This is a genomic window from Bradyrhizobium sp. LeoA1Lang (assembly GCF_055413685.1).
The window spans coordinates 37,876-62,054 of sequence record NZ_JBVAPG010000031.1 but is presented as its reverse complement, the minus strand read 5'-3'; the positions used below and the strand labels follow the sequence as shown (position 1 = coordinate 62,054).

Annotated in this window: 21 protein-coding genes; 11 read left to right on the top strand and 10 right to left on the bottom strand. The window is 59.8% G+C overall.

The features are described 5' to 3' along the window. Positions 1-93: 93 nt before the first annotated feature. Positions 94-270, bottom strand: a complete 177-nt coding sequence (locus ACZYOF_RS13635) for a hypothetical protein (RefSeq protein WP_463716078.1) — start codon at positions 268-270, stop codon at positions 94-96. 625 nt (positions 271-895) lie between these two features. On the opposite strand from ACZYOF_RS13635, the gene ACZYOF_RS13630 reads away from it, so the two are divergent. From ACZYOF_RS13630 to ACZYOF_RS13620, 3 genes are all read left to right on the top strand, one after another. Beyond that, positions 896-3,088: a tetratricopeptide repeat protein gene (locus ACZYOF_RS13630; protein WP_463716077.1), complete on the top strand. Its 2,193-nt coding sequence runs from the start codon at positions 896-898 to the stop codon at positions 3,086-3,088. A gap of 617 nt (positions 3,089-3,705) precedes the next feature. Beyond that, positions 3,706-5,181, top strand: a complete 1,476-nt coding sequence (locus ACZYOF_RS13625; RefSeq protein ID WP_463716076.1) for a flavin monoamine oxidase family protein — start codon at positions 3,706-3,708, stop codon at positions 5,179-5,181. Between the two features lie 171 nt (positions 5,182-5,352). Continuing rightward, entirely contained in the window at positions 5,353-7,044 is a 1,692-nt protein-coding gene (locus tag ACZYOF_RS13620; RefSeq protein ID WP_463716075.1) for an arylsulfatase, read from the top strand. 222 nt (positions 7,045-7,266) lie between these two features. Here the strand turns inward: ACZYOF_RS13620 and ACZYOF_RS13615 are convergent, their stop codons facing one another. The 3 genes from ACZYOF_RS13615 to ACZYOF_RS13605 form a co-directional block, all read right to left on the bottom strand. Further along, positions 7,267-8,196, bottom strand: coding sequence for a 5'-methylthioadenosine/S-adenosylhomocysteine nucleosidase (locus tag ACZYOF_RS13615; protein WP_463716074.1), 930 nt, complete (start codon positions 8,194-8,196; stop codon positions 7,267-7,269). A 204-nt stretch (positions 8,197-8,400) separates the two neighbouring features. Next, positions 8,401-9,171, bottom strand: a complete 771-nt coding sequence (gene mddA / locus ACZYOF_RS13610; RefSeq protein ID WP_463716073.1) for a methanethiol S-methyltransferase — start codon at positions 9,169-9,171, stop codon at positions 8,401-8,403. A gap of 343 nt (positions 9,172-9,514) precedes the next feature. After that, a complete protein-coding gene (locus tag ACZYOF_RS13605) occupies positions 9,515-10,180 on the bottom strand; it encodes a TetR/AcrR family transcriptional regulator (RefSeq protein WP_463716072.1) in 666 nt (221 codons plus the stop codon). Positions 10,181-10,277: 97 nt separating this feature from the next. On the opposite strand from ACZYOF_RS13605, the gene ACZYOF_RS13600 reads away from it, so the two are divergent. Next, positions 10,278-10,922, top strand: a complete 645-nt coding sequence (locus ACZYOF_RS13600) for a glutathione binding-like protein (RefSeq protein WP_463716071.1) — start codon at positions 10,278-10,280, stop codon at positions 10,920-10,922. Between the two features lie 113 nt (positions 10,923-11,035). On the opposite strand, the gene ACZYOF_RS13595 is transcribed toward ACZYOF_RS13600, so the two are convergent. The 5 genes from ACZYOF_RS13595 to ACZYOF_RS13575 form a co-directional block, all read right to left on the bottom strand. Further along, a complete protein-coding gene (locus ACZYOF_RS13595) occupies positions 11,036-11,446 on the bottom strand; it encodes a YbgC/FadM family acyl-CoA thioesterase (protein WP_463716070.1) in 411 nt (136 codons plus the stop codon). Between the two features lie 20 nt (positions 11,447-11,466). Then, positions 11,467-12,042: a tol-pal system-associated acyl-CoA thioesterase gene (gene ybgC, locus ACZYOF_RS13590; RefSeq protein ID WP_463716069.1), complete on the bottom strand. Its 576-nt coding sequence runs from the start codon at positions 12,040-12,042 to the stop codon at positions 11,467-11,469. A gap of 175 nt (positions 12,043-12,217) precedes the next feature. Then, entirely contained in the window at positions 12,218-12,361 is a 144-nt protein-coding gene (locus ACZYOF_RS13585; protein ID WP_165421032.1) for a hypothetical protein, read from the bottom strand. A gap of 413 nt (positions 12,362-12,774) precedes the next feature. Beyond that, positions 12,775-13,011 (bottom strand): NYN domain-containing protein, encoded by a 237-nt coding sequence (locus tag ACZYOF_RS13580; protein WP_283813513.1) that lies wholly within the window; start codon positions 13,009-13,011, stop codon positions 12,775-12,777. A gap of 104 nt (positions 13,012-13,115) precedes the next feature. Continuing rightward, a complete protein-coding gene (locus ACZYOF_RS13575; RefSeq protein ID WP_463716068.1) occupies positions 13,116-13,601 on the bottom strand; it encodes a helix-turn-helix domain-containing protein in 486 nt (161 codons plus the stop codon). A 436-nt stretch (positions 13,602-14,037) separates the two neighbouring features. Here ACZYOF_RS13575 and ACZYOF_RS13570 point away from each other — a divergent pair, with 436 nt between their 5' ends. Further along, positions 14,038-14,667 (top strand): response regulator transcription factor, encoded by a 630-nt coding sequence (locus ACZYOF_RS13570; protein ID WP_130577851.1) that lies wholly within the window; start codon positions 14,038-14,040, stop codon positions 14,665-14,667. 83 nt (positions 14,668-14,750) lie between these two features. Next, positions 14,751-15,134, top strand: a complete 384-nt coding sequence (locus ACZYOF_RS13565; protein ID WP_130577844.1) for a response regulator transcription factor — start codon at positions 14,751-14,753, stop codon at positions 15,132-15,134. A gap of 23 nt (positions 15,135-15,157) precedes the next feature. Here ACZYOF_RS13565 and ACZYOF_RS13560 read toward each other — a convergent pair whose 3' ends face one another. Next, positions 15,158-17,845, bottom strand: coding sequence for a LuxR C-terminal-related transcriptional regulator (locus tag ACZYOF_RS13560; protein ID WP_463716067.1), 2,688 nt, complete (start codon positions 17,843-17,845; stop codon positions 15,158-15,160). Between the two features lie 323 nt (positions 17,846-18,168). On the opposite strand from ACZYOF_RS13560, the gene ACZYOF_RS13555 reads away from it, so the two are divergent. The 5 genes from ACZYOF_RS13555 (at position 18,169) to ACZYOF_RS13535 (ending at position 24,119) form a co-directional block, all read left to right on the top strand. Beyond that, on the top strand, positions 18,169-18,465 hold the full coding sequence (locus ACZYOF_RS13555) for a helix-turn-helix domain-containing protein (RefSeq protein WP_165421029.1): 297 nt from the start codon (positions 18,169-18,171) through the stop codon (positions 18,463-18,465). A 170-nt stretch (positions 18,466-18,635) separates the two neighbouring features. Continuing rightward, positions 18,636-19,538 carry a helix-turn-helix transcriptional regulator gene (locus tag ACZYOF_RS13550; RefSeq protein ID WP_463716066.1) on the top strand — a complete coding sequence of 301 codons (903 nt, stop codon included), beginning with the start codon at positions 18,636-18,638 and terminating at the stop codon, positions 19,536-19,538. Between the two features lie 153 nt (positions 19,539-19,691). Further along, the gene (locus ACZYOF_RS13545; protein WP_463716065.1) at positions 19,692-20,597 is read left to right on the top strand and encodes a helix-turn-helix domain-containing protein; all 906 of its coding nucleotides are present in this window, start codon (positions 19,692-19,694) and stop codon (positions 20,595-20,597) included. 106 nt (positions 20,598-20,703) lie between these two features. Beyond that, complete coding sequence (locus ACZYOF_RS13540; protein WP_463716064.1) at positions 20,704-21,612, top strand: helix-turn-helix domain-containing protein; 909 nt, start codon at positions 20,704-20,706, stop codon at positions 21,610-21,612. Positions 21,613-21,686: 74 nt separating this feature from the next. Next, positions 21,687-24,119: a PAS domain-containing protein gene (locus ACZYOF_RS13535; protein WP_463716063.1), complete on the top strand. Its 2,433-nt coding sequence runs from the start codon at positions 21,687-21,689 to the stop codon at positions 24,117-24,119. The last annotated feature ends 60 nt before the right edge of the window (positions 24,120-24,179 follow it).

The window sequence follows — 24,179 nt, the reverse complement described above, 5'->3', positions numbered from 1 at the left end:
GACTGCTGATGCATTGCGATTGATGGCCTTGACACGAACCATCCCATGTGAGGTTCTGGCTGGCTGGTTACCCGCCTCGATACGCCGCCCTTCTCAGGCCGTCATCACCCAGATTCCGCCATAGCTCATCAACGCCGGACGTTTGTCCACCAGCCCGTTGTGCACCCTCCTTGCCTCCTCGTAGCCTGCATCTGCAGGCTTGAGGAGTTGCCCCGTGAAGGTTTTGCCTAGTTTGGCCGCAGCAGCGGCAACAGATCGATCTGCCGTCATGGCACTCTCCTTCGTTTCAACCAAAGTTGTCCGCGCCAGGCTACACTGAACAAACGCAAAGAATTCACCTGACGCCGCTTTTCCTGGTGCTCGCGATTCGCGAATTGCAAACGTCTGCGGCCGAAATGGCCGTTCTCCAGCTACAGTATTATTTCAGCGTTGGGCGAACGGGCTACGCTTGTCACTTCCCCGCTTCATAGACGCCATTGGTGCAGGTGGGTCTTGACCGCTTTTGGCCCGCAGCCGTCGAAGGATTCAGTCACCATCCACGTCGGCTGGGGAAAGGCTGACGAGCTTCCGGCACCAAAGGCACTTCCAAGTCCGGCCTGAGCTAAACCGCGCTTCAGCTCTCACCATATCCCATATCGGTTGTCGGAGGTAGGCCGAGAACTTGGGCGCAGTCAGACAGCCTTGCGCTTTGAACAGCGAAACAATCACAGACGCGCGCAAGCCCAACGGCTATGGAGCGCAACACTGTTAACTGGAATGCCCGCAGGTAGGGCGGCTGGTCTCTCCTTATCCGCCGAAAAGCTGAATTGGTACACGGTTGTGCAACAGACAAATTACACCTAGATTGCGATTTTCAAATTCCCACGAAAATGGGAAACCATTGGAGTTGCCATTTATGTTGCAGGCTTCTCGCGGAATTGCGATCCATCTCATCTACGTAATGGCAATTGTGACGGCGTCCGGGCCGCCGATTGCATTTGCTGGCGAAACCGAACCGAACGGCAGCGCGCCGCGGAGTTCTTTGTTGCCCAGACCCGACGTGTTGGTTCGTCAGGCGGACGGTTTGGCCAAGGCCAACAAGCCGGCCGAAGCCGACGCGCTTTATGAGAAGGCCCTGCGGGCTGTGGAGCAGGCGCAGGGGCCGCAGAGTTTCGAAGCGTCCTATGTCCTTGAATGGCACGCGATCTTTTACAGGGACCAGCAAAAATACGACGAGGCCTGGAGGGCGGCCGAGCGAGCGCTGAAAATTCGCGACCAGGTGTTCGGACGTTACAGTGTGCTCACGGCACGGATGCATTCTCTGCTCGGATCTATTGCGGTCTTACAGCGCCAGTTGCCCAAAGCAGAACAGCATTTCAGCGCAGCACTCGAAGTCACCGACAATCGCCTCGGCACCGAAGCTGTTGCCGCCTACGCCGCATTCGAACTCGGGAAATTATGGTGGGACGAAATGGATTTTTCCAAAGCTGAGACCGCAATGAAGCGAGCGGTCGCGCTGCGGGAGAAAGTGTGGCCGGCTGACGAACTCCAGGTGGGTCACGCGCTCGCGTCTCTGGGCATGTTGTACCAGGATTTGGGGCGCTACAGCGAGGCTGAAGTCACGTACAAGCGAGTCATTGCCATCCAGGAAAAAAACGCTCCTGGAGATGAGCTTGGCCTCGCGCTATGCTTGGTGTACCTCGGAACGAACTACCGCATGCAAAGCCGCTTTGCCGACGCGGAACCGCTGTTGCGTCGTGCCCTGTCCATCCGCGAAGCGCGACTCCAGCCCAGCGATCCCGCGATTGGAGAAAGTCTGTACCATCTGGGTGCCCTCTATCGTTGGCAAGGCCGCTACATCGAAGCGGAGCCCCTCTTTCGGCGCTCTCTCGCCATTCGTGAAGCAGCATTTGGATCTGGGGAACGCCATCCTCTTGGTGACATGCAGGCCTTGGCGTTGACACTCGACGGTCTCGGTCGCTTCCCCGAGGCAGAACAGATGTTGCGCCAGGTACTGGCAGGCCGAGAGAGACTCCTGGGACCCGATCACTACGAAATTGCCGACACCTTGGTCAGTCTGGTACGGGTCTTGCGCAGACAAGGCCGTTTTGCCGATGCGGCACAACTTGCTGACCGTCCGCTCGCCATCTACCAGAAGGCCGTTGGCCCTGACCACATCTACGTCGTGCGAGCCTTGTTGCCGCTGGCAATGATCCATCAGGATCGTGCGGAGTTCGCAGAGGCTGATCGGCTCTTCCGCCGGGCCCTCGCGATTCGCCAGTCCACATTTGGAACTAACCATACCGAGGTGGCGGACAGTTACGCGGACCTTGCTCGTCTCGCGATGGCCCAGCGTCAATTCGAGGAGGCTGGTGGATACGCGTCGAAAATGCTGGAAATCAAGGAGAAGTGGTTTGGCCCGGACAATGTCGCTATCGTGCCGGCACTTGAGGCGGTCGCTGAGCTACGCATCATAATGGGGGACGCCGACTCCGCGGAAGAGCTCCTTCAACGGGCACTCGCAATCTGCGAGCGCATCGTGGGGCCGGATGCTGTTATTGTCGCCGACACATTATCCAGCATCGCGGAAGTTTATCAAATGCGCCGCAAGTTCGGCGACGCTGAGAAATACTACGCACGCCCGCTCGCGATTTATCGCAAGGCTCTTGGCCCCCGTCATCCGGCAGTTGCAGGAAGTCTCGGTCGGCTCGCATCGCTCTATATCGCCATGGGGCGGCCAAAGGAGGCCGAAGGACTTTACGACGAAGCAAACGGGATTCTGGTAAGCGCGCTTGGTGAAGACAGCCCCGCACTCGCATGCATCATGAACAACAAGGCGCTTCTGCTACTTCAATTGGGTCGGACCGACGAAGCTGAAGCGCTCTTCACCAGGGCGATCGGGTTGTTGCGCTCCGGCGCCGGGACAGAAACCCCAACATTGGCAATCCTGTTGAACAATCTCGCTGATTTGCGTGAGCACGAAGGGCGTCAAGCAGACGCTGACAGATTGCGCGAGCAATCAAACTCAATAAACGCAAGAATTTTCGGCAAGACCGCTGCGCCAATCGTTCCGGCTGCTCTGTTGCCATTGTGGACGCAGGACCTTTAACTTTTGTCATGTCCGGCATTAGGAGCGACCTGGCCCCTGGAGTCGCCAGAGTTTGCTTCCAAACGTAAAGCGAACCAGTGTTCACGCGTTGCTACCGGCACAGCTACGGGTCGTAGGCTCGCCCCAGATCTTCCCCCTCTCACTACGGAAATATTTCTACCCATCTGAATTCGGTTACGGTCGAAACATTGCATCTTTCCTGAACTCAGCGGACTGACCAAATGTCTGTTGAGGATCAATGTGACTTGCGTTCTAGCTCGGCTCCCCGGCCGGACCGGATCGTCACGGCGCGCGAGTGTAGGGCATCAGGGTCCGCCGGACTCCGAATTGCATTTGACCGGTTCGGTTTGATCTCGAAGGCACACGCGGACCAGACTGTCTTCCCCGAACTTGGTCAGTCGCGTGGTGTGGAGTTATTCAGATATGACGATGCGATGTTTCGTCGGTAGCCGAATTCCGATGCGTAGAAATATTATCGTAGTGACAGAGGAAGACTTGGGGCGCGCTTGATCGCTCGCGTACTCCTCATCAGGGGCCGCGCAGCGTCGTAATCGTTCGATTTGACAGGAATGCCCGCAATGAACAGCAACGATCCATCTCGATCAACCGGTGACACCTTGGACACAGCTATCGTCGGCGCCGGGGTTGGCGGCCTCTACACCGCGTGGCGCCTGCTCGGTTACGGCCAGCCTCCCGGCGGCATTGCCGTGTTCGAAGCCTCCGCGCGCGTCGGCGGTCGCCTATTCAGCGTGACCATGCCGGGGACTACCGGCATCGCCGCAGAATTCGGCGGGATGCGCTTCCTTTCCAGCCACGCGCTCATCACCTCGGTCGCGGCGAAATTCGGTCTCAGGATTCGCGAATTCCCTGTGGGCGGCCCGGAGAATATTTTCTATGCCCGCGGCAGGCAGTGGCGGGCCGGCGACATCGCGAAGAAGCAACCCGTCCCCTACAGGCTGCGCTCGGATGAGCTTTATCTCGATGCGGTCGAATTGATTGTCAAAGCCGTCCAACAGGTCATGCCCGCCCTGAAACACCTGGAACCCGACGAGTGGGCGAAGACAAAAGAGTCGCTCACTCTCGACGGCTTTCCATTGATCAACTGGGGGTTCTGCAATCTGCTCGGCCGATTCCTGTCGGACGAGGCGCTGCAGTTCATCGAAATGGGCCTTGGCTACAGTTCGGTCGTGCGCAACTGGAATGCCGCCGACGCATTGTCGCTGGTTGCCGAGTATATCAGCAGCCCGACCGAAAAAACTCTGGTGGACGGCATGCAGGCCTTGCCGAACGCCCTTGCGGCCGCCGTCGTGCGCGAGGGCAGCACCATTCATCGCCAGCATCGGTTAGTCTCATTACGCGGTCCGGCCCAGACAGGCGATGGCCTGCACGAACTCGTCTTTGCAACGCCTGAGGGACCGCGCGCCGTTCGTGCGCGCCGTGTCGTACTTGCGCTGCCACGCCGGGCGATCGAACTCATCGGCGACTGCGCCGCGTTGAAAGAACCACGCGTTGCAGCTCTGCTTGCAACCGTGACGCCGCGGCCGCTTGGCAAGGTCTTCGTCGCCCATGAGCAGCCCTGGTGGCGTCCGCTCGGTCTGACCAGCGGACGGGCGACGACCGACCTGCCGATCCGGCAGATCCACTATTTCGGCACCGAGCCTGACCGGCCAGCAGGCGCGACAGGCCACCTGACCATGGGCTATTTCGATCGTCCGCAGCTCGATTACTGGGCCGGCTTGCGGCGCCTGGAGCAGCCGGCCGCCAGCGGATTCACCGTGCTCGATCCTGATGGCCCCGTGGCGACAGAAGTCCGCCGCCAGATCGGTGTCGTGCACGGGCTCGATCAGCCCATGCCAGCACCGCTGTCGGTCGGCTTCATGAACTGGGAAGAAGATCCGTACGGTGGCGCCTGGCACACCTGGAATCAGGGCGTGAAGAGCTGGGAGCTCATGAAGACAATCGCGGCGCCGGTGCCGGGAATGGCGCTGCACATCGTCGGCGAGGCCTGGTCGACCAACCAGGGATGGGTGGAGGGAGCGCTGGAGACTGCGGAGGCCGTGGTGGGCGCCTTGACGCGCATACCCGCAAACTGAGGCCCCTACCTCGGGATGCGATCTGCCGGAAGTGCATAGTCGCGGTCAGGCCACCTTTAATAGGCTGAAGAGCAAGAGGCGGAAGGCTCGCTCGGATGCGCTCGCTGCACGGTGCGCTCCGAGAGGTGTTATGTATTGCAATCGACATCAGTTCGAGGAAGGGAACAGGTCATGAGTATCCGAAGGACCCTTTGGATCGGCGTACTTGCGCTGTTCGCAGCCGTGTTGGTGGCGGCCGCACCACCGGCGGCCGCGCAGCAGCAACGGCCGCCGAACATTCTTGTCATCATGGGAGACGATGTCGGCTGGTTCAACGTCGGCGCGTATCACCGCGGAATGATGTCCGGCAAGACGCCAAACCTCGACAAGCTGGCGTCCGAAGGCATGATGTTCACCGACTACTACGCCGAAGCGAGCTGCACAGCAGGGCGCGCCAACTTCATCACTGGCGAGTTACCAATCCGCACGGGGCTAACGACTGTCGGTCAGGCTGGTGCCGATGTTGGCATCCCGGACCAAGCCGTGACACTCGCCACCGTGCTCAAATCGCTCGGCTACGCAACGGGGCAGTTCGGCAAGAACCACCTCGGCGATCTCAACAAATATCTGCCGACGGTGCACGGCTTCGACGAATTCTTCGGATATCTATATCACCTCGACGCGATGTCTGATCCGTACTGGTACTCGTTCCCCGCCAACCAGGACTACTACGACAAGTATGGCCCGCGCAGCCTGATCCACAGCTACGCGACGGATAATGACGACCCCACCGAGATGCCGCGCTGGGGCAAGATCGGCAAGCAAAGGATCGTCGACGAGGGGCCGCTGCCGCCGTTCCCCGACATGTCGAACGTCCCGAATATGCATGATCTGCCGTTCCTGAAGCCGAAGTACGACATGACCACCTTCGACGAGGTGTTGGTCAAATCGTCCAGTGACTTCATGGATAAGGCCAAGCGCGACGGCAAACCTTTCTTCGTCTGGCACAACACGACGCGCATGCACGTCTGGACGTTCCTGTCGAAGAAGTACAGCGCGATGCAGAACAACGACACGAACTACGGTCTCGAGGAAGCCGGCATGGCGCAGCTCGACGACAGCGTGGGCGCCCTGCTCAAGCATATCGATGACATCGGCGAAACCAACAACACCATTGTCATCTTCACAACGGACAACGGCGCCGAGGTGTTCACCTGGCCGGATGGCGGCATGACCCCGTTCAAGGCCACCAAGGGGACCAGCTATGAGGGCGGCTTCCGCGTGCCGGCCATCATTCGCTGGCCGGGCCGCATCAAGCCGGGGTTGGTCGAGAATGGAATCGTCTCTGGGCTCGACTGGTTCCCGACACTTACCGCTGCGGCGGGAAACCCGAACATTACCGACCAGCTTCTCAAGGGCGTGACGCTGGAAGGCCGCACCTACAAGAACCACCTCGACGGTTACAATCAGATGGATCTGCTGACGGGCAGGGGTCCCTCCGTCCGCCATGAGATCTTCTATTTCGCCGGTCCGCTTCTCGGTGCGCTTCGCCACGATAACTTCAAGTTTCAGTTCTTCCAGCAGCCACACGGGTGGCCGGGCGAGAAGGACACCACCGATATGCCGACCATGGTCAACATCCGCCAAGACCCGTTTGAGCGGACGCCGTCAATCCGCGGCGAAAGCCTGAACAATATGGGCGGAGGTTACATGAATGATTTCATGGCCCGCGAATTCTGGCGCTTCGTGCTTGTTCAGCAAGAGGTTGCCAAATTGGCGCAAACGGCCATCGACTACCCTCCGATGCAGGCGCCGGCGAGCTTCAACCTTGAGGCCGTGAAGAGAGAGGTCGAAGAAAAGATTAAGGCTTATCGGGGCCAGTAGTCGGCCCTATTCTTCAACACGCGGGCGCTCTCCAGAGAGCGCCCGATAGGTCTGCAGGTATCACCACCACGACGTTGCGCGGCAGGCCTGGCTTCTGGGTAAAGGTCGGCGATGCCGAAGTCATGATGCGGTCATGAGAAAAAAATGAGATGAGACCGCGAGCACGTCTCGCGCATGGTTGGCGAGAGCCCGCATTCCTCCCTGCGCAGCTACAGGTCTATGTTATTTGCTCGCTTCGCCAGGGCGGCGCTCAGAAGGCTCTTGAGCTGGGAGAGCGTGGAGAAATGCTTTGACCACGGTGGCGGCGTTGTCCGAAGCCAGGTGTTCGAGCTCATTCTCCGTGTTTTCGCCGGCATCGCCGCCGGCCAGATCCGACAAGCCTCGGAAGGCTATGAAGGGGATGTGGTTCGAATAGGCCACGTGGGCGACTGGCGCACTTTCATTGTCGACGAGGTTGGCCTTGAAGGTGTCATAGATCCACTTGCGGAATTCGGCATTGTCAATGAACGCCGGGCCGGAGACGCCGGCGCCTCCGATGACGACACGGGGATGTGTGGCTCCGCAGACAGCCGGCTTTAAGCAGGCCTTCAGCTCGACTTTCGTCGCGACCGAACGCGCGGTCTCCAGCATGGTCGGATCGACGTCAAACCAGAAGCGCTTTTCCGGCTCGCGCTCACCCGGATGAGCAATTCCTACCGCACGGGGGAAGATCATGCCGTAGTTCGGCAGCGTCTTGCCGAGCCAGTTCGGTATCGACCAGCCGGCCCCGGCTTTCCGGGCAAAGACGGATTCGAGATATTCAGACCAGCGGTCGGCCACGACGACATCCCCTGCTGAAAGACTGGGGTTGATGCCGCCGGCAATTCCGGAGAAGACGATGCGCCTGATCTTGAAATGATCAATTGCGCCCTGCGTGGTCATGGCAGCGTTGACCATTGACACGCCGCTGAGGAAAAGAACGACATCTTTGCCCTCGAGTTGACCCACGATGTAAGTCACATCCGCTATGATCTCCGTCCGGGTCGCGCTCATTGCATTTTTGAGCGCGAGCCATTCGGGGGTATATGCCGAAATGATGGCGATCCGCGGCGTAGGATCCACCTGTTCCGCCGCGGCTGCACGATCCGTCAGCAGAGTCAATGAGGCCAGCAAGAGTGGTGCAAGCCATAAAGCATTCCGCCATCGTGGCCGACTGGTGGATGCTTTCCTATCCGATCTCGAAGAGAGTTTTTTCACGGGAGCGCTACGGACAAGTCTGGAGGCAGCATGAAGGGAGAATGACGACCCGCGGCGGCTCTCACATCGAGCGACGCGGGTACGTCTTGTTCTGCTTTGGTCGCGGATATCTCCGGGGCCTCAGCGGTCGCTGGCGTTAGGCTCGGTTGTATAGCGATCGGCTTTGAAGGAGCGAGGCCAGGGCACCAGCATCGCGACTCGCCCCCGGTACTGCCGATACTGATCGCCAAACAACGCAATCAGATCGCGCTCCTCCAGGCTGGCGCCAATGAAGATGTAGGCTGTTGCGACGGCTGCGAATAGAAAGTGCCCAGCCGTCATTGTTGGCGTCGACCAGAACGCGATGATGAAGCCTAGATAGAGTGGATGGCGTACCAGTCTGTACAAAAATGGAGTCTTGAAACGAGAGCCGACAGCGCTGGCGGCTGGATTTGCGAACACCTGTTTCAGTCCGAACAGCTCAAAGTGGTTTATCTGGAAGCTGGCGAACAGCACGATGAACCAGCCGAACAGTGCCAGCCCTTGCAGCCCCATGGCGGCGGTCGGATCCGCAACGCTCCAGATTATCGCGGGAATCGGGCGCCATTGCCAAGCCAGCAAGATCAGGGCCAGACTGGCGAGAAGGACATACACGCTTCGCTCGATTGCATTTGGAATGAACCGGGTCCACCACTGCTTGAATGACCTGCGGGCCATCACGCTGTGCTGGAGAGCGAAGAGCGACAAGAGCAGAAGATTGATGATCACCGCCTCGAGCGTTGGCGTGGCGGGCCCTGAGTCGATGCCTTTCGGCACGACCGCGCCGAAGACGAAGCCGATCATATAAAGAATTGTGCCCACGAAGATTGCATAGGCGATCAGTCCGAAACAGATTGAGACAATTCGGGCCATTTTTGCTCCTTTTTCAGAGGGGGAGATGTTCGATCATCTCGCACCGTGACCGAGTAATCAGCGCAAGCAGGAGTGTTCTGACCGGGTAGCTCGTCATCTTCACCTGCTCGCATCGCCAACGATGGAGAGGTGCGGTGACGGCGCTGTTTCATTTCTGTTTTAAAGGGTTGCAGACGTAATATTGGTCGTCGCACACCTTCTATTCTAACACGTTTTCTGCGCAATAAGTCTACGCGATCTACGTAAACTTGATCGCTATGCGAACCGGCGTCCACCCTCGGATCAGGTCCGAGGGCATGCCTCGCTCGAAAACACTCTGGGACGACGATGGACTATGCGACGCTTAGCGGCACATCACGTCGATGGCACCGTTGACGAGGGCTTCCAATTCCTTGCGCGAGACACGAGCGCGCGCGCGCAGCGCGATGGTGTGGAGCGTGGCGGAGGCGAGTTGCGCGAGCGCGGTAACGTCAGCCGCCGGCGATAGCTCGCCCTTTTCCTTACCGCGGCGGAAGCACGAGGCAAAAGCCTTGTCGAGCTCGACGAAGCCGTCGAGCGCCAAAGCGCGGATCTCGGGATCGGCGACCGCGTCGGAGGCTGCCGTCACCACCGTGAAGCAGCCGCGCGGAGAATCGCCGGAAAGATAGATATCGAGCGCCACCGCATAGATGCGCATCAGCCTTTCGCGGATCGGCAACTCCTCCCGGAAGATGTCGACCATCGCAGCGCGCGCATCATCGCGGTAGCGCCGATAGCTCTTGATGTAGAGCTCGCGCTTGTCGCCGAATGCTCCATAGAGGCTCGGCCGGTTCATGCCGGTCGCGGCACTGAGGTCGTCGAGCGAGGTTGCGGCAAAGCCGCGCTTGCGGAACAGGTCGAGCGCCTTGCCGAGCGCGACATCGGGCTCATAGGCGCGCGGCCGGCCGCGCCGCTTCGGCTCCGCGGCATCAGCCTTTTTGTCAGCCGATGGTTTGGCAGCAGATGGCAGCTTCTTCTTTTTTTGTACCATTTCACAGAAAATTCCTTGACCGAAACTATACTATGCAGAACAGTACAAAAATCAACACGAGGCCCGGCTGCCGGGCCGACCCGCCAAGGAGGCACCCATGGAGCTTTATTTCTCGCCGCTCGCCTGCTCGATGGCGACCCGCATCGCGCTGTATGAAGCGGGCGCAAGCGCCGACTATCTCGAGGTCGATCCGAAAACCAAGGCGGTGCTGAAGGACGGCTCGGATTTCACAGAGGTCAATCCGCTTGGCCTGGTGCCGACGCTCCGCACCGATGACGGCGCAGTGCTGACCGAGAACGCCGCGATCCTGCAATATGTCGCGGACCGCTTCCCGCAGGCGAATCTCGGCAGCGGCGCCGGCATGGAGCGCAGCCGGCTGCATCAGTGGCTCTGCTTCATCGGCACTGAACTGCACAAGGGCCTGTTCGTGACGCTGTTGGACACGAAGGCGCCGCAGGACGCGAAGACCTATGTGGTGGAGAAGAACCTTTCGCGGCTCGACTATCTCGAGAACTATCTGAAGGGGCGCGAATACCTGCTCGACCATTTCAGCGTGGCGGATGCCTATCTCGTCACCGTCATCAACTGGACCATGGCGACGCCGCCGGTCGAACTGGCAAAATGGCCGGCGTTGAAGGCCTACTATGAGCGCCTGCGCGCACGGCCTTCCGTGGCAAAAGCAATCGCGGAGGAGTTCGAGCTCTACAAGGCCGAGATCGCGCGCCACAAGGCGGCGGCGTAACACGCACCCGTAGCCCGGATGGAGCGAAGCGTAATCCGGGGTTGTCGCAAACGCGGATACGGCAGTCCCGGATTGCGCTTCGCTCCATCCGGGCTGCAAGGTTGGTGCTGCGATCAAGCCACATCGGCCTTCAACAACAGCCGCAGCGCTTTCGAAATCGGCTGCGCCTTGCCCTCACTAATGAAGGCGACGCGCACCTGCGCTTTGACCAGCACGTCCTCGCCGCGCCGCACTTCCTGCGCCAGCGTGATCGAGGCGCCCTTCACCGCGACCGGCCAGGTCACGACGTCGAGCACATCGTCCATCCGCGCGGGCCTTAGGAAGTCGAGCTCCATCGAGCGCACGACGAACACAAAGCCCGGCGTCTCCACCTCGGTCTCCGCGAACAGCGCATGCTGCTCGGCGCCCATCAGCCGCAAATGGTTGGTACGGCCGCGCTCCATGAAGCGCAGATAATTGGCGTGATAGACGATGCCGGAAAACACTGGTTTGACGATGTCGCAATTGGGTCGATGGACGGCCAACGCGTGAACGAGGAGCAGATTTATCTATGCCCCTCCATAGCAAGCCGCAGCGCCTTGGGAATGCGCTGCGCTTTTCCGCCTGCGATAAACGCCACGCGTACACGCGCCGTGACTAGGAGATCGTCTCCGCGCCTGCATTCCTGCAGCAAGGCAATTGACGCGCCTCTCACTTCTTGTGGGAGCGTGACGACATCAAGCACGTCGTCCAAAACCGCAGGCTTTAGAAAATCGATTGTCATCGAACGGACGACGAAGGCAAAGCCGGGAGCATCGTTCCACGCTTCTTCGAGCAGCGCTTGCTGATTGGTTCCGAGCAGGCGCAAGTAATTCGTTCTGCCGCGTTCCATGAACCGCAAAAAATTTGCATGATAAACAATCTTGCCAGAATCGGTATCTTCAAAATAGACGCGGACCTGCATGTGATGGCGTCCGCCACGAATTTCGCCGTCAAGAGAGGCTGTCACGGTGCGGTTCCTTTGTTGCGCTTTCGGGAACAATTGTCTTGCACAGAGGTGCTTTTCTGAGCAAGCGCCAAAAATCTTGAACTTGGCTCCTGCAGCCGGAAGCTCCAGCGCCCCGCCGGGTGAATGCAGCATGCAGTGCGCCCGTCATTAATAGCGTCGCCGGGCTGCTCCCGCACCACAAGAAGAACCGTCTGAACGGCACGCACTACCAAAGTCCCCGCTGTCTGGGTTAATGCTCTGGATTGCTGCGTGGGCCCCGTAGCGTCGAACCACGAAGGATCGACACATCCCTTGCCGGCTCCGCTGCTCAATCAGGCGAAACGCCACTCGCCTGCCCTGCGAGCTCGGCCTTGTCGATCTCGGCCTCGCTCACCGCGGCCGCTCCTTGGGAGTGCGCAGCGTCCTGGTAGCCGGCGAGCTCTGCCGCACTCCCACCGTCTAGCGGCAACACCTCACAGTTGTCTATATCGCTGACGGGCAAGACCATAGTCGAAGCGGATTGCGCACGAGGGCAACTGTGTTGAGGCGAAGCTGCTTGCCCCCGATCGATACCGCGCCAAATCGGCGGCGAAGGTGTGACCCCCGTCTTCAAAGGTCTACGGGAAGATCTGTGATGAGATGGTGTTACTACAGCGTCGCCATTAATCCTAACGATCGCGTCGCGAGCGTCGCAGCGAAGAAAGAACGCCGCCCCACTCAGCGAACCAAGATAGCTCGCAAGGTCCAAACGGTTCACTTCACCCTTAGGGAGTGGACCCATCACCAGCGACCGGCTAGATTTCGCAGTCGGCTTGCCGGTTGGTAATCGTATGCGGGTCGCCGACCTATACCTTGATCACGTTAAGCAATAATCATCCGCACGCACTAACAGCGAAGGTTTTCGAGATGCGGGTCGAGGTTGATGAAATTTGACGCCGCGTCTCGAAGCTCTCGCGCACAATGCCCCCAGAACACGACTTCGACCTTAAATCCATCCTCAGCGAGTTCAAGCAGCGTCGGCACATAATCCCTGTCACCAGCAACGAGAACGAAAAGATCCTCGTCCTTTTCTCCTTGCTTGTAGGCATCCTTCGTCATCTTGGTCGCTATGGCGGTATCGATCCGTCCGGGAGTATCTCGACACTCTGGAAGCCGGGATCATGCTCAAATGGAGGGTCAAGCGGGATAACGATCCGAAGTCATCACGCTCTAACGACGGCAAGGCCTCACGGTATCGACCAGCGATAGTCGCGCGGTGACATGCCGACGTGCTGGCGAAAGCGCCGCGCACAATGGCTTTGGTCGGAAAAGCCGGCCGCCAGCGCGATCTCAGAGAGTGACAGATCCGTCTCCGACAAGAGCTCCATCGTCCGCTCCACTCGGCGGCGAACCAGATAGTCGTGTGGAGTAAGGCCCACGGACTGCTTAAAGGCGCGGACGAAATAGCAAACTGAAAGATTTGCGAGTTTGGCCAGCGCTTCGACGCTGATCCGCTGCTCGATGTGCGCATCAATGTATTCGCGCACCCTCCGCAACACCCTTGGGGGCAGGCCGCCCCGGACATGGGGACCGGAAGGAAGGGCGATTGCCATGTCAGCCGAGCCAACCGTGAAAAGTCGCAACGACGAGACCTCCGGACATCCATCTGTAGCCGGCGCTTGCAACCTCCACACTGAAGACTCGTTTCTTCGTTCATCCAGCGCTTTGAACATCTCGCGTTCCCCTGTTAGATCTTTTCTTGCCACTTCTGTAGCGAATACGAGAGACCAGCCGTTCTGCGAAGGTCGGCCCATTGTTGAGCGTGTGGGCGAGGATGATTAACTCGCCACCCGGCGCCAATCGTGCATGGGTCTGATTGTCTCACACCTTGGTGTGAGTACGGGTGATCCTGCCACCCTCGTTCTTGCAAACGATCGGGGCGGTGGCGCCAATCGAATGATCAATTCGAACAAGACTTGCATGTTTCATACAAAATGCTTGCGGAGCGATCGGGCGATGCCCTCGCTGGTCGCCCCCTCATTGTGGACGGGCGGCCGGAGATTCGATGACGCCGCACGCTTTTCTGGCCATCGATCATACTTTCGTGTGATGATGCCGATGGCCGGCATCATGGTATTGAGTGTGATCCTCCTGCCGGGTGGATTTGAGATGCCCCAGGTGTCAGACGAGCCCCCTCTCGTTCACATCGTCGATGACGACGACTCGCTGCGCGCTGGACTTGCCAGCCTGCTTCGCACGGTCGGGTTGACTGCACGGACCTATGGTTCAACCCAGGAATTTCTGAGCGCGGAGCGACCGGAACAACCCGGCTGCATTGTGCTCGATATCCGCCTGCCGGGGGCGAGCGGACTGGATTTCCAGGAAGAGCTTACGACGCTCGGGATACGCTTGCCGGTGGTACTGATGACCGGCCATGGCGACATTCCAATGACCGTCCGCGCCATGAAGGCGGGCGCGGTCGATTTCCTTCCAAAACCGTTCCGTGACCAGGACATGATCGACGCGGTAACCGCCGCCATCAATCGCAATCGGTTGCAGCGCGCGAGCGAAAGCCAAGCGGTTGCCGTCGTCGATCGCTATGCGATGCTTTCGCCACGGGAGCGCGAAGTCATGGCATTGGTCACCGCCGGCAAGATGAACAAGCAAATCGCCGCAGATCTCCGTCTGAGCGAAGTGACGGTCAAGATCCATCGCGGCGCCGCAATGCGAAAGATGGGCGCCCGTTCGCTGGCCGACCTTGTTCGAATGGCGGACGCACTGAAGAGCCGATCAGATTGAGGGAAGCTCCGGAGAACGATCAAGCAACAGCGCGCAATGCCGGGTGGAGATTGGCTTGAGGTCGGCTCGATAGGGGCTGCAGCATGGCGAACGGACATCTCATTTCGATCGTGGACGATGATCCGTCCATGCGCGACGCACTCGCGAGCCTCATCCGATCGCTTGGCCACGATGTTCGTGCGTTCGCCTCCGCCGAAGAGTTCCTCGCGTCCCACGAGCTCGAGCGGTTTTCCTGCGCAATCACCGACATCCAGATGCCCGGGATGAATGGCTTCGAACTCAAACGGCAGCTCAGCTTACATCATGGCGCCGTGCCCGTCATTATGATCACCGCGCGCGCCGAGCCGGATCTCGAAGAAAGGGCGATGTCGAGCGGGGCCGCCTCTTTCCTCCGCAAGCCTTTTGAAGCAGAAACTCTGGTCGGTTGCCTCGCACAGGCGCTGGAAGGTTGGCCTAACGCGCATTAGAGCATGATGACTTTTCTTCTGCACTAAATCGCACCGGCTTCACGCGCAATGGCCGCAGCCTGCGTACGCTTGCGCGTTCCGAGCTTCTCGTAGATGCGCCGCAGGTGCGTTTCGATTGTGTTTTCGGTCAAGAACAGGTCTCGGGCGATCGCCTTGTTCGAGCTTCCTTTCCAGATCAATCGCAAAATCTGTACCTCGCGGGTGGTAAGCCGAACCGCGTTTCCCGTTACCTCAGCCCTGCGATCTCGAAGCGCCGTCGTCGTCATCGCGGCAATTGGCTCCTTGAGCTCGCGCAACAAACCGACCGTGCGCGGCTCCCTCATGACGGCAGAACGAACCACAAGCGGCTCAGTCGCCCAGCTCTCGTCGGCGAGTACCCGCACCATCCCGCCGTCCGCAGCGCGCATCACCGCCTCATCGAACGCCGCGCTGGCCTCACGTCGTCGGCCGCCTGATTCGAGCGCTTGCGCCTCAAGAAACAACAGCCGCAACGCCCGGCGTCGACGTCCGGCTGCCTCGGCGCGCTGCCGCTCGGCGCGGATTTCCGGAACCGTCTCATTGCTATCGCCTGTCGCCTGCCGAAGGCGCAGTCCGGCAATCATGACGTCGTCGATTTCGCCGGCGTGCGGATTGAACGCGCCAAGGCTGTCCCAGAGAGCCGCGTCGCTGCCGGCGGCGAGCGCGCGGCGCGCACCTTCATTATTGTTGCTCCGCAACGATGCGTAGGAGCGCTCGAGCCATGCAGCGGCAGTCAGGCGGCGAAGGCCGCGGCGAGCACCGATCTCACCGAGCTGCACCAGCAGCGACTGGCCGTCATCGCCGTGTCCGCGTAAGAAGTGCAGTCGCGCCGCAATACGATGCAGCACGATCAAGTGATCCGGCATGCCGGTCTCGATCACGATCGGCATGTAGTCATCGACAAGCGCCTGACAGGCGTCGAGCGCATTGGCTTCATAGAGACACTCCGCAAGGTAGGTCGCGACGACGGCGCCGGCGCCGCCATAGCGTTCGCCGCCCGCGATGGCCCGGTTGAACGCACGTTCAAGTGTTGCGCGCGCGGCCGCGACCTGCCCGAGATTAAGTTCGATGGCCGCGGCGAAGCACGCGCTATAACTCAAGACATACAGCGCATCGATCGGTTCGCAGGCCTCGCGCGCCTGCGCGAGCGCGCGCTGCGCCTCATCGTAGCGCCCGAGCGCAAGATGGCAGAAAGCGCTCGCATTGCTGGCGAGCCCCGCCGTGAACCGGCCGAAATGCGACGATCTGTTGCGCAATTCATCAACGGCTCGAAGCAAGTCGGGAATGCCGTCGGTCCAGCCGAGCATCATGAGGCGCATGGCAACGATCTCATCATCGCCATCCGTTCCAACCTCATCAGCCCGTTCAATGACGTCCATGTATCGTCTGGCAGCATCATAGCGATGGGCAAAGATCGCCGCGAAGGCCGCGGCCCGCAGCAGCGCCGGCCGGCGGTAGACTTCGGCGTCGGGCAGCAGTGCAATGGCGTGTGCGGTGTCCGCCACCCGGCCGGAATGAAGATTGTCCATGGCCGATGCTGCGAGCAGATCGGCGGCGAACATGTGATCCTTTGCCGACAGCGCATGTGTAATGGCTTCGTTCATGAAACCATGGGCGGAGGTCCAGCAGGCCGCGCGCCGATGCAACGGCTGCAACTCGCCCTGTCTCTCCTGCGCCATGCGAACACGCAGGAAATCCGCAAATAACGGATGATAGCGATACCAGCGCTCCTCCGCGTCGATCGGAACGAGGAGAAGATTGTCGCGCACGATCTGCGCGATCATCTCATTGCTATCGCCTCGCTCCAGCGCAGCGTCACACAACTCAGCACAAAATTGGCCAAGAACGGCGGAACGCAGCAGGAAATCGCGTTGCGGGCCCGGTCGACTGTCGAGCACTTCCTGCGCCAGATACTCGGCGACACTTGCGCTCGCGCCCGAAATAGCCCGCAGCGCATCGGATCCGTATCTGCCGTTCACAGCAATTGCCGCGAGCTGCAGCGCGGCGGGCCACCCTTCCGTGTGCTGTTGCAGCGCCCGGATTGCTGCAACGCCGATGTTTTGACGTTCAAGAAACGTCTGGGTCTCCTCCGGTGTAAAACGCAATTCCGCCTGGTCAAGTTCAAGAAGCTGGCCATACGCGCGCAGCCGGCCGAGCGCCAAAGGCGGCTTCGTGCGGCTGGCGAGAACGACGCGATGATGCATGTCAAGATCAGCCAGCAGACGCTGCAAGAAGGCCCAGACGCTCTCATCAACGATTAGTTCGAGATCGTCAAAAAACAGGGCGATTGGAGCGTCGGAGAGCGATAGTCGTTCGATCAGGTCAGCTGCCCTGCCCTGTACCGGATTCGCATTTGTCGCGGGCGTTTCCATGGACGGGCTGGCGACAGGCTCCCCGAACGCCGTCTGAATTGCCCCCTTCAACGATTGCAGGAAGCGACCGAGCTGATTGTCAGCCCGCTCCACCTGCAGCCAGACCGTAGCGATGCCACGCGCCTGGAAGCGCCGCCGCAATTGCTGCATCAGCGTGCTTTTTCCAAAACCGGTCGGGGCGCAGATCAGCGTCAGCTGCGCGACGCTTTCGCCAATCAGGCCCAGCAGGTGCGCCCGCTCGACCATCGTGGCCGGCGCTCGCGGGGGCGAAAAGCGAGCGCCTCGCAGGCCTGTCGTGTGACTTGCCTGGGGTAACGACATCCGGCGCTCCCAGCTTGATGCAGAGGAGCCTTGATGCTGCGATGGCAGATTTCCGCTGTCAATACAGACGCTTGCGTCCGTGACTGCACAATTCACGGTTCTCCGTGATGTTTGCGCTGCACCCTGGTCGCTACCTCCCGCCCCGGTGCCCCGCAAAGCGGGGGCAGCCGACGGGAGATAATGGAAAATGGTCCGCCACCACGCGACCGCGCAGCAACCTTTGAACAACGCGATTCGCAACGCCGAACGGAATAGCCATGCCTGCGCGCCGCGATAGATCGTCTGCGTCGCGAGCGCTCGACGACCGCCGTTTGCGGCGCGTCATGCAATTCATCGCGGCCAACCTGCATAACACTATCCGTCTCAAGGACTTGGCGGAGGTTGCGAGCCTGAGCCCGTTTCACTTCTCCAGGGCTTTTCGCAAAGCCACAGGAGAATCCCCGCATCGCTTCCTGCGCGAATGCCGCCTCGAGAAGGCAAAGGAATTGCTGGCCGACGGAGCCGCAACGATTGCGGAAATCTCCCTGATCTGCAGCTTTTCCTCACAGTCGAGCTTTACCCGCGCTTTCACCCGCGCCTTCGGCCTGGCGCCGGGCAAATATCGCCGAAAGACCCAGTAACCAAGGGCAGCGAAAATCAGCAAGATCGGTAAAGACACCAATGGTATAAAACTGCCTAAATGGTGGATGCCGTCGCGCGTCCGCCGGGACGGAGCTTGGCTCACGGGGCTTCGCTCATGGTCCGTAAATCAGCGGCTCTGAACGCCTGACGACAACTCGGTTGGTCGAGCATGGAAGAGAGCAGCGCTTACGGCCAATCTTTCGGAGAACGCCTGAGGGCGCAAGCCACCTCGTTTGTTCGCTCGTTGCGCAACACCAATATCGCCGCAACCGAGGTCCGCGCCGACAATCCGCCACATGGCCTGTCCGCGCCCCTTACGCGCGAAGATGCGTTCTTGGTGGCGGTTATACTGCGGGACTATCCAGTCCATGAGTATTTCGAGGACGGCCGAATTGCGGGAGTAACATCGCTCAGGACCGGTGAGACGGTACTGTACGATGTGAAGCGCAACCCGCAGTTCTATATCAATAATCCATTCCACAGCATTCATTTCTATTTTCCGCGTGTCGCGTTGAACCTGATCGCGGAAGGTGAGGACGCGCAGAAGGTCGAGGAATTGCGGTATCAACCCGGTGCCGGTGTCGACGATCCCATTCTGCGGGCATTGGTCGGCTCTCTGGTGCCGGCTTTCGAGCATCCCGAACAAGCAAGCCGCCTTTTTGTCGAGCATGTCACATTGGCGGTTGGCATTCATGTCGCCAAGACATATGGGGATGTGCGTTCAGTCGCCACGACCTCGCGCGGCGGATTGGCGCCTTGGCAGATGAAGCGCGCCGAGGACACGCTGGGGGCTAACTTGGAGGGCGACGTCTCTCTGGCCGACCTGGCAAACGATTGCGGCTTGTCGGCAAGTCATTTTTCCCGGGCGTTTCGGCAATCCACCGGCCTCTCGCCACATCGGTGGCTCCTGCAGCGCCGCGTCAACCAGGCAAAAAGTTTGCTGTCCGAGCGCAAAATGTCGCTCTCAGAGATCGCGCTCGCCTGCGGATTCGCCGATCAGAGTCACTTCACGCGCGTCTTTACACGTCTTGTCGGAATTGGTCCTGGTGCCTGGCGTCGAAACCGCGACTAATGTCTATTAGAACGACAAAGATCGTTGTCGTTCGCCGTCGCAGGCAGTATCGTGCGCCCTACAAGAATCCGTACGCCTATTTCAAACAGAGCGCCTTGCCGCGCAAGCTTAACCTTCTAGCCGGCAAAGCAACTCAAGCAGCTGAGACTTGGGATGCAAAAGAGCAGCGGTTACGGGGACAGATTTGGTGAGCGCTTGCGGGCCAAGGCTACCGCATTCGTTTCGCGTTCACTGCGCAATACCAGTATCGCGGTTACAGAGCTGCGCTCGGACAACCCTGAACATGGCATATCTGCACCGCTTGTTCGTGAAGATGCCTATTTGATCGGCTATCATTTTGTCGACTATCCCATTCACGAATATTTTGAAGACGAGCGCACCACTCCCCTCACCTCTCTCAGAGCCGGCCAGACCACGCTGTACGATCTCAAGCGCAGTCCGCAATTCACCATCAACAAGGCCTGCCACTGCGTTCATTTCTATTTTCCACGTAGTGCACTCAACATCATTGCCGATAACGCAGAGGCGCGGCGCATTCACGAACTTCACTATCAGCCCGGCGTCGGGGTCGATGATCCCATCATACGCGCGCTGACTTCCTCGCTCGTTCCGGCTTTCGAGCATCCTGATCAAGCCAGCCGTATCTTTGTGGATCACGTCACGCTCGCGGTCGGCATTCACGTGGCCAAGATGTATGGCGGCATGGTTTCGCAAATCCGGCCAACGCGCGGCGGATTGGCACCCTGGCAGTTGAAACGGGCCGAAGAGACGCTCGCCGCTAGTCTTCAGGGCGACATCTCGTTGGCGGATTTGGCAAATGATTGCGGCATATCGGCAAGTCATTTTGCCCGCGCATTTCGGCAATCGACCGGTCTATCACCCCACCAATGGCTTCAGCAGAAACGCGTGGACGAGGCCAAGGTCCTGCTGCGCGAGAGACGGCTGTCACTGTCGGAAGTCGCCCTTGCCTGCGGTTTCGCTGATCAAAGCCACTTTACCCGGGTCTTCTCCCGCTTGACCGGTGTCAGCCCCGGCGTGTGGCGCCGAAATCTAGACTAACGTCTTAGATTTCTCATGGTCGAAACGGTCAAAGCCTGCACGAATCTGACAATCGTTTTTCTGCAGGGCGGTGCAAATAGCGGCATCGCTTGCAGAAAGGTCTCACATGACGGACCAAGGCGGCGCCTATGGCCAGCGGCTCGCAGATGCCTTCCAGCTCAAGCGAGCGCCCGCATTCGTGACGCGCTCCCTCCAAAAGTCGAAGATCGCCGTCACCGAGATCAAGTGTGATATCGCCAACCACGGCCTCACAGCGCCGATCCCCTATGAGGACGCCTTTCTGATCACGGTGCAGCTTCAGGACTGCCCACAACACGATCTCTTCATCGACAACCGGCAGGTGCCGACCAGCTATTTGCGAGCGGGAAGCGTCAGCATCTACGACTTGCGCTCCAATCCGATCGCCAACGGCATCAGCACCTTTCATTCACTGCATTTCTACGTCCCGCGGGCCGCTCTCGATGTCATCGCCGATATGGAAGGCTGTGGTCGGGTAGACGAATTCGCCAATGAGCCCGGCGTTGGCGTGGAGGATGCCGTGCTCAGCGGACTGGGGACAGCCCTGCTGCCGGCATTCCAGCGCCCCAAGGAAGCCAACCAAGTTTTCATCGACCATCTGGCGATTGCGGCGACGGCGCATACGCTGAAGACCTATGGCGTCGGCAGCTGTGTAATTCCTTGCACGCTCGCGGGTCTGGCGCCATGGCAAGAGCGGCGCGCCAAGGAGGTTCTAAGCTCCCGATTGGACGGCGAGATCTTTGTGTCCGACCTTGCCAGCGAGTGCGGACTTCCCACCGGCGCTTTTCTGCGAGCCTTCCGTCAAACCACCGGGGTCAGCCCATACCGCTGGCTGCTCCAGCATCAGGTCGAGCACGCCAAGTTCCTGCTGCGGAGAAATCGGCAAGCCGATCTGGATCAACTGGCTCTCGCGTGCGGGTTCGCCAGCGAAGCTCACCTGGTGCGCGTATTCAAGGGCGTAACCGGTGTGCATCCCGAGGCATGGAGGCAGGGATAGGACGTCGACGGAGCTGACCAGCGTGCATCGCCGGTAGTCTCCGGGATTCCGTCGAACATTGATGAGCAACAGCCATGCAGCATCTAAGGCAGTCAGACACAGCGGTCGAGTACGAGCCGACGAGCGCCGAGCATAGGCCTGTGCCAACAAGCTTCCTCTCGGAATTCATAGCGGCTCTCCTCAACACGAAGCCAAATCCTGACGTCATCCTCCCGAGAACAAGACCTACGTTCAACGAGCATATTCGCTACCTTGCGAGGCTCTGGACGGTCGGCATCGTGCTGATGACCGCGGCAACCTGGGGAATGGTGCGGCTCCAGATTTTCGACCGCCCGGGAACCGCAATACTCGCCTATTTGCTCATCATCATCGTACTTTCGCTGATGGACAGTTTCGTCACTTCCGCGCTCTTCTCGCTGATTGCGGTCGGCTGCCTAAACTACTTCTTCATGGTACCCCTCTATTCCTTCGAGATCACGAGTACGCAGGACGCGGTGGCCCTTGTCGCATTCGTGGTGACGTCGTTTGCGATCACCACGCTCGTCAGGAGAGCACGCCGCTTCGGCGAGGCACAGCACGCGCAGGCGCATCTCCTCGACCTGACACCGGACGCCATCCTGGTCGTCGATGTCAATCGCGTCATCACTTACTGGAACCGCGGCGCCGAACGGCTGTTCGGCTGGACCCGGGAGGAAGCGCTCGGCAAGACCGTGCACTTGCTCTTGAAGACCGTCTATCCTGCCCCCTTGCAGGAGATCGTCGAGACCGCCAACCGCGACGGCCGTTGGGAGGGCGAATTGGTGCAGTTGACGCGCGACGGCGCCGAGGTCGTGGTTTCCAGCAAATGGACAGTGCGGCGTGACACACGGGGAAACTTGATCGGCACGCTCCAAAGCAATACCGATATCACAGCCCGCAAGCGCGCCGAGGAAGCGCTCTTGAAAAGTCAGGCGGCCTATCTATCGGAAGCGCAGCGATTGAGCCACACCGGCAGTTTCGGCTGGAACGTCACGACCGGCGAACTGACCTGGTCGGCGGAGAGTTTCAGGATATTCGGATTTGATAGCGAAGCAAAACCGACCCTCGAGCTCGTCTTCCAGCGCGTCCATCCCGACGACCGTATACTGGTCCGCACGCAGCTTGAGCGAGCGGCCACCCACGAGGAGCCGCTCGATTTCGAACATCGGCTGCTGATGCCGAATGGCTCAGTGAAGACGCTGCATGTCGTCGCCCGCCCCTCACTGGAGGAACGCGGACATCCGAAGCTGGTCGGCGCCGTCATGGACGTAACTTCGCACAAGGTCGCCTATTCGGCCTTGGAGCAAAGCGAGCAACGCTATCGCCTTCTTTTCAAATTCATGCCGATCTCATTATGGAGGGTTGATGCCGGGGCCGCGTGCGAGATGCTTGATGAACTCAGGGCCGCCGGCGTCACTGACTTCCCGGCGTACCTGGACGCACATCCCGAATGGATAATGAAAGCGATGCACGCATTCAAAACCGAGGAAGTTAACGACGCATGCGTACGTTTGCTGGGCGCCAACGACGCACAGGACTTGTTGGGACCAATAACCCCATTTTGGCAGCCCAAATACTTGCGGCGCCTTCTCGAGAGCCGATTTCGAAATGAATCATTCTTCGAGGAAAAAATGCAGTTCGTCACGCTGGACGGCCGGCTAATCGACGTGCTTTTCACTGCAGTGCGCACCGGTTTCGGCTTCTCAATTTCGGGACTGGTCGATTTGACCGAGCTCGTCAAAGCGCAGGAGACACTTGAGCGATTGCAGATCGAGTTCGCGCATGCCGCCCGGGTCTCGACGCTTGGCGAATTGACCGCCTCGATCGCCCATGAGCTCAACCAGCCGCTCGGAGCGATAGCGACCAATTGCTCGGCGGGTCTCAGATGGCTCAACCGCCCCCAGCCGGATTTGGACGAGGTCCGTACGTTGATCCAACGCAGTCTTTCGGATGCCCGGCGGGCGGCCGACATTATCGCCCGCGTGCGCGAGATGGCCGCGCGCCGCGCGCCCGCGCGCGTGCTCGTATCCCCGCACGCCATTATCCTGGAAGCGCTGCAGTTCCTTCGGCATGAAGTCGAGTGGCGCGGCGTTACCGTGTCACACAGCTTCTTGCCCGCGGCGCCGCATGTGCTGGCGGATCGGACCTTGCTGCATCAGGTCATTGTCAATCTTGCCGTCAACGCCATGCAGGCCATGGCGCAGGTCGGCGCAGCAGAGCGCAGGATCACCGTGCGGACCGCCTCGCTTGACGGCGCGTCGCTGTGCTGCAGCGTCGAGGACAGCGGTCCCGGAATCGAACCGGATCACCAGCCCCGCTTGTTCGAGAGCTTCTTCACGACCAAGGAGGGAGGCATGGGAATGGGATTGTCCATCTGCCGCTCGATCATTGAGGCCCATGGCGGGCGAATCGAAGCCGACAATGGCAGCATCCACGGTGGCGCCCGATTCTCCTTCACGTTGCCGGCGGCGAATGGAACCCTGCAATAGGGTTTCGGTAAGCCGCGAGCATTCAGTACGCAAGGCTGTGGTCCAGAGAAAAAGCAAAAC

Excerpts from the sequence above, each read along its gene's own strand:
- ACZYOF_RS13635 (WP_463716078.1), bottom strand. The coding sequence starts at position 270 with ATGACGGCAGATCGATCTGTTGCCGCTGCTGCGGCCAAACTAGGCAAA.
- ACZYOF_RS13630 (WP_463716077.1), top strand. The coding sequence starts at position 896 with ATGTTGCAGGCTTCTCGCGGAATTGCGATCCATCTCATCTACGTAATG.
- ACZYOF_RS13620 (WP_463716075.1), top strand. The coding sequence starts at position 5,353 with ATGAGTATCCGAAGGACCCTTTGGATCGGCGTACTTGCGCTGTTCGCA.
- mddA (WP_463716073.1), bottom strand. The coding sequence starts at position 9,171 with ATGGCCCGAATTGTCTCAATCTGTTTCGGACTGATCGCCTATGCAATC.
- ACZYOF_RS13605 (WP_463716072.1), bottom strand. The coding sequence starts at position 10,180 with ATGGTACAAAAAAAGAAGAAGCTGCCATCTGCTGCCAAACCATCGGCT.
- ACZYOF_RS13600 (WP_463716071.1), top strand. The coding sequence starts at position 10,278 with ATGGAGCTTTATTTCTCGCCGCTCGCCTGCTCGATGGCGACCCGCATC.
- ybgC (WP_463716069.1), bottom strand. The coding sequence starts at position 12,042 with ATGCTGCATTCACCCGGCGGGGCGCTGGAGCTTCCGGCTGCAGGAGCC.
- ACZYOF_RS13575 (WP_463716068.1), bottom strand. The coding sequence starts at position 13,601 with ATGTTCAAAGCGCTGGATGAACGAAGAAACGAGTCTTCAGTGTGGAGG.
- ACZYOF_RS13570 (WP_130577851.1), top strand. The coding sequence starts at position 14,038 with ATGCCCCAGGTGTCAGACGAGCCCCCTCTCGTTCACATCGTCGATGAC.
- ACZYOF_RS13565 (WP_130577844.1), top strand. The coding sequence starts at position 14,751 with ATGGCGAACGGACATCTCATTTCGATCGTGGACGATGATCCGTCCATG.
- ACZYOF_RS13560 (WP_463716067.1), bottom strand. The coding sequence starts at position 17,845 with ATGTCGTTACCCCAGGCAAGTCACACGACAGGCCTGCGAGGCGCTCGC.
- ACZYOF_RS13555 (WP_165421029.1), top strand. The coding sequence starts at position 18,169 with ATGCAATTCATCGCGGCCAACCTGCATAACACTATCCGTCTCAAGGAC.
- ACZYOF_RS13550 (WP_463716066.1), top strand. The coding sequence starts at position 18,636 with ATGGAAGAGAGCAGCGCTTACGGCCAATCTTTCGGAGAACGCCTGAGG.
- ACZYOF_RS13545 (WP_463716065.1), top strand. The coding sequence starts at position 19,692 with ATGCAAAAGAGCAGCGGTTACGGGGACAGATTTGGTGAGCGCTTGCGG.
- ACZYOF_RS13540 (WP_463716064.1), top strand. The coding sequence starts at position 20,704 with ATGACGGACCAAGGCGGCGCCTATGGCCAGCGGCTCGCAGATGCCTTC.
- ACZYOF_RS13535 (WP_463716063.1), top strand. The coding sequence starts at position 21,687 with ATGCAGCATCTAAGGCAGTCAGACACAGCGGTCGAGTACGAGCCGACG.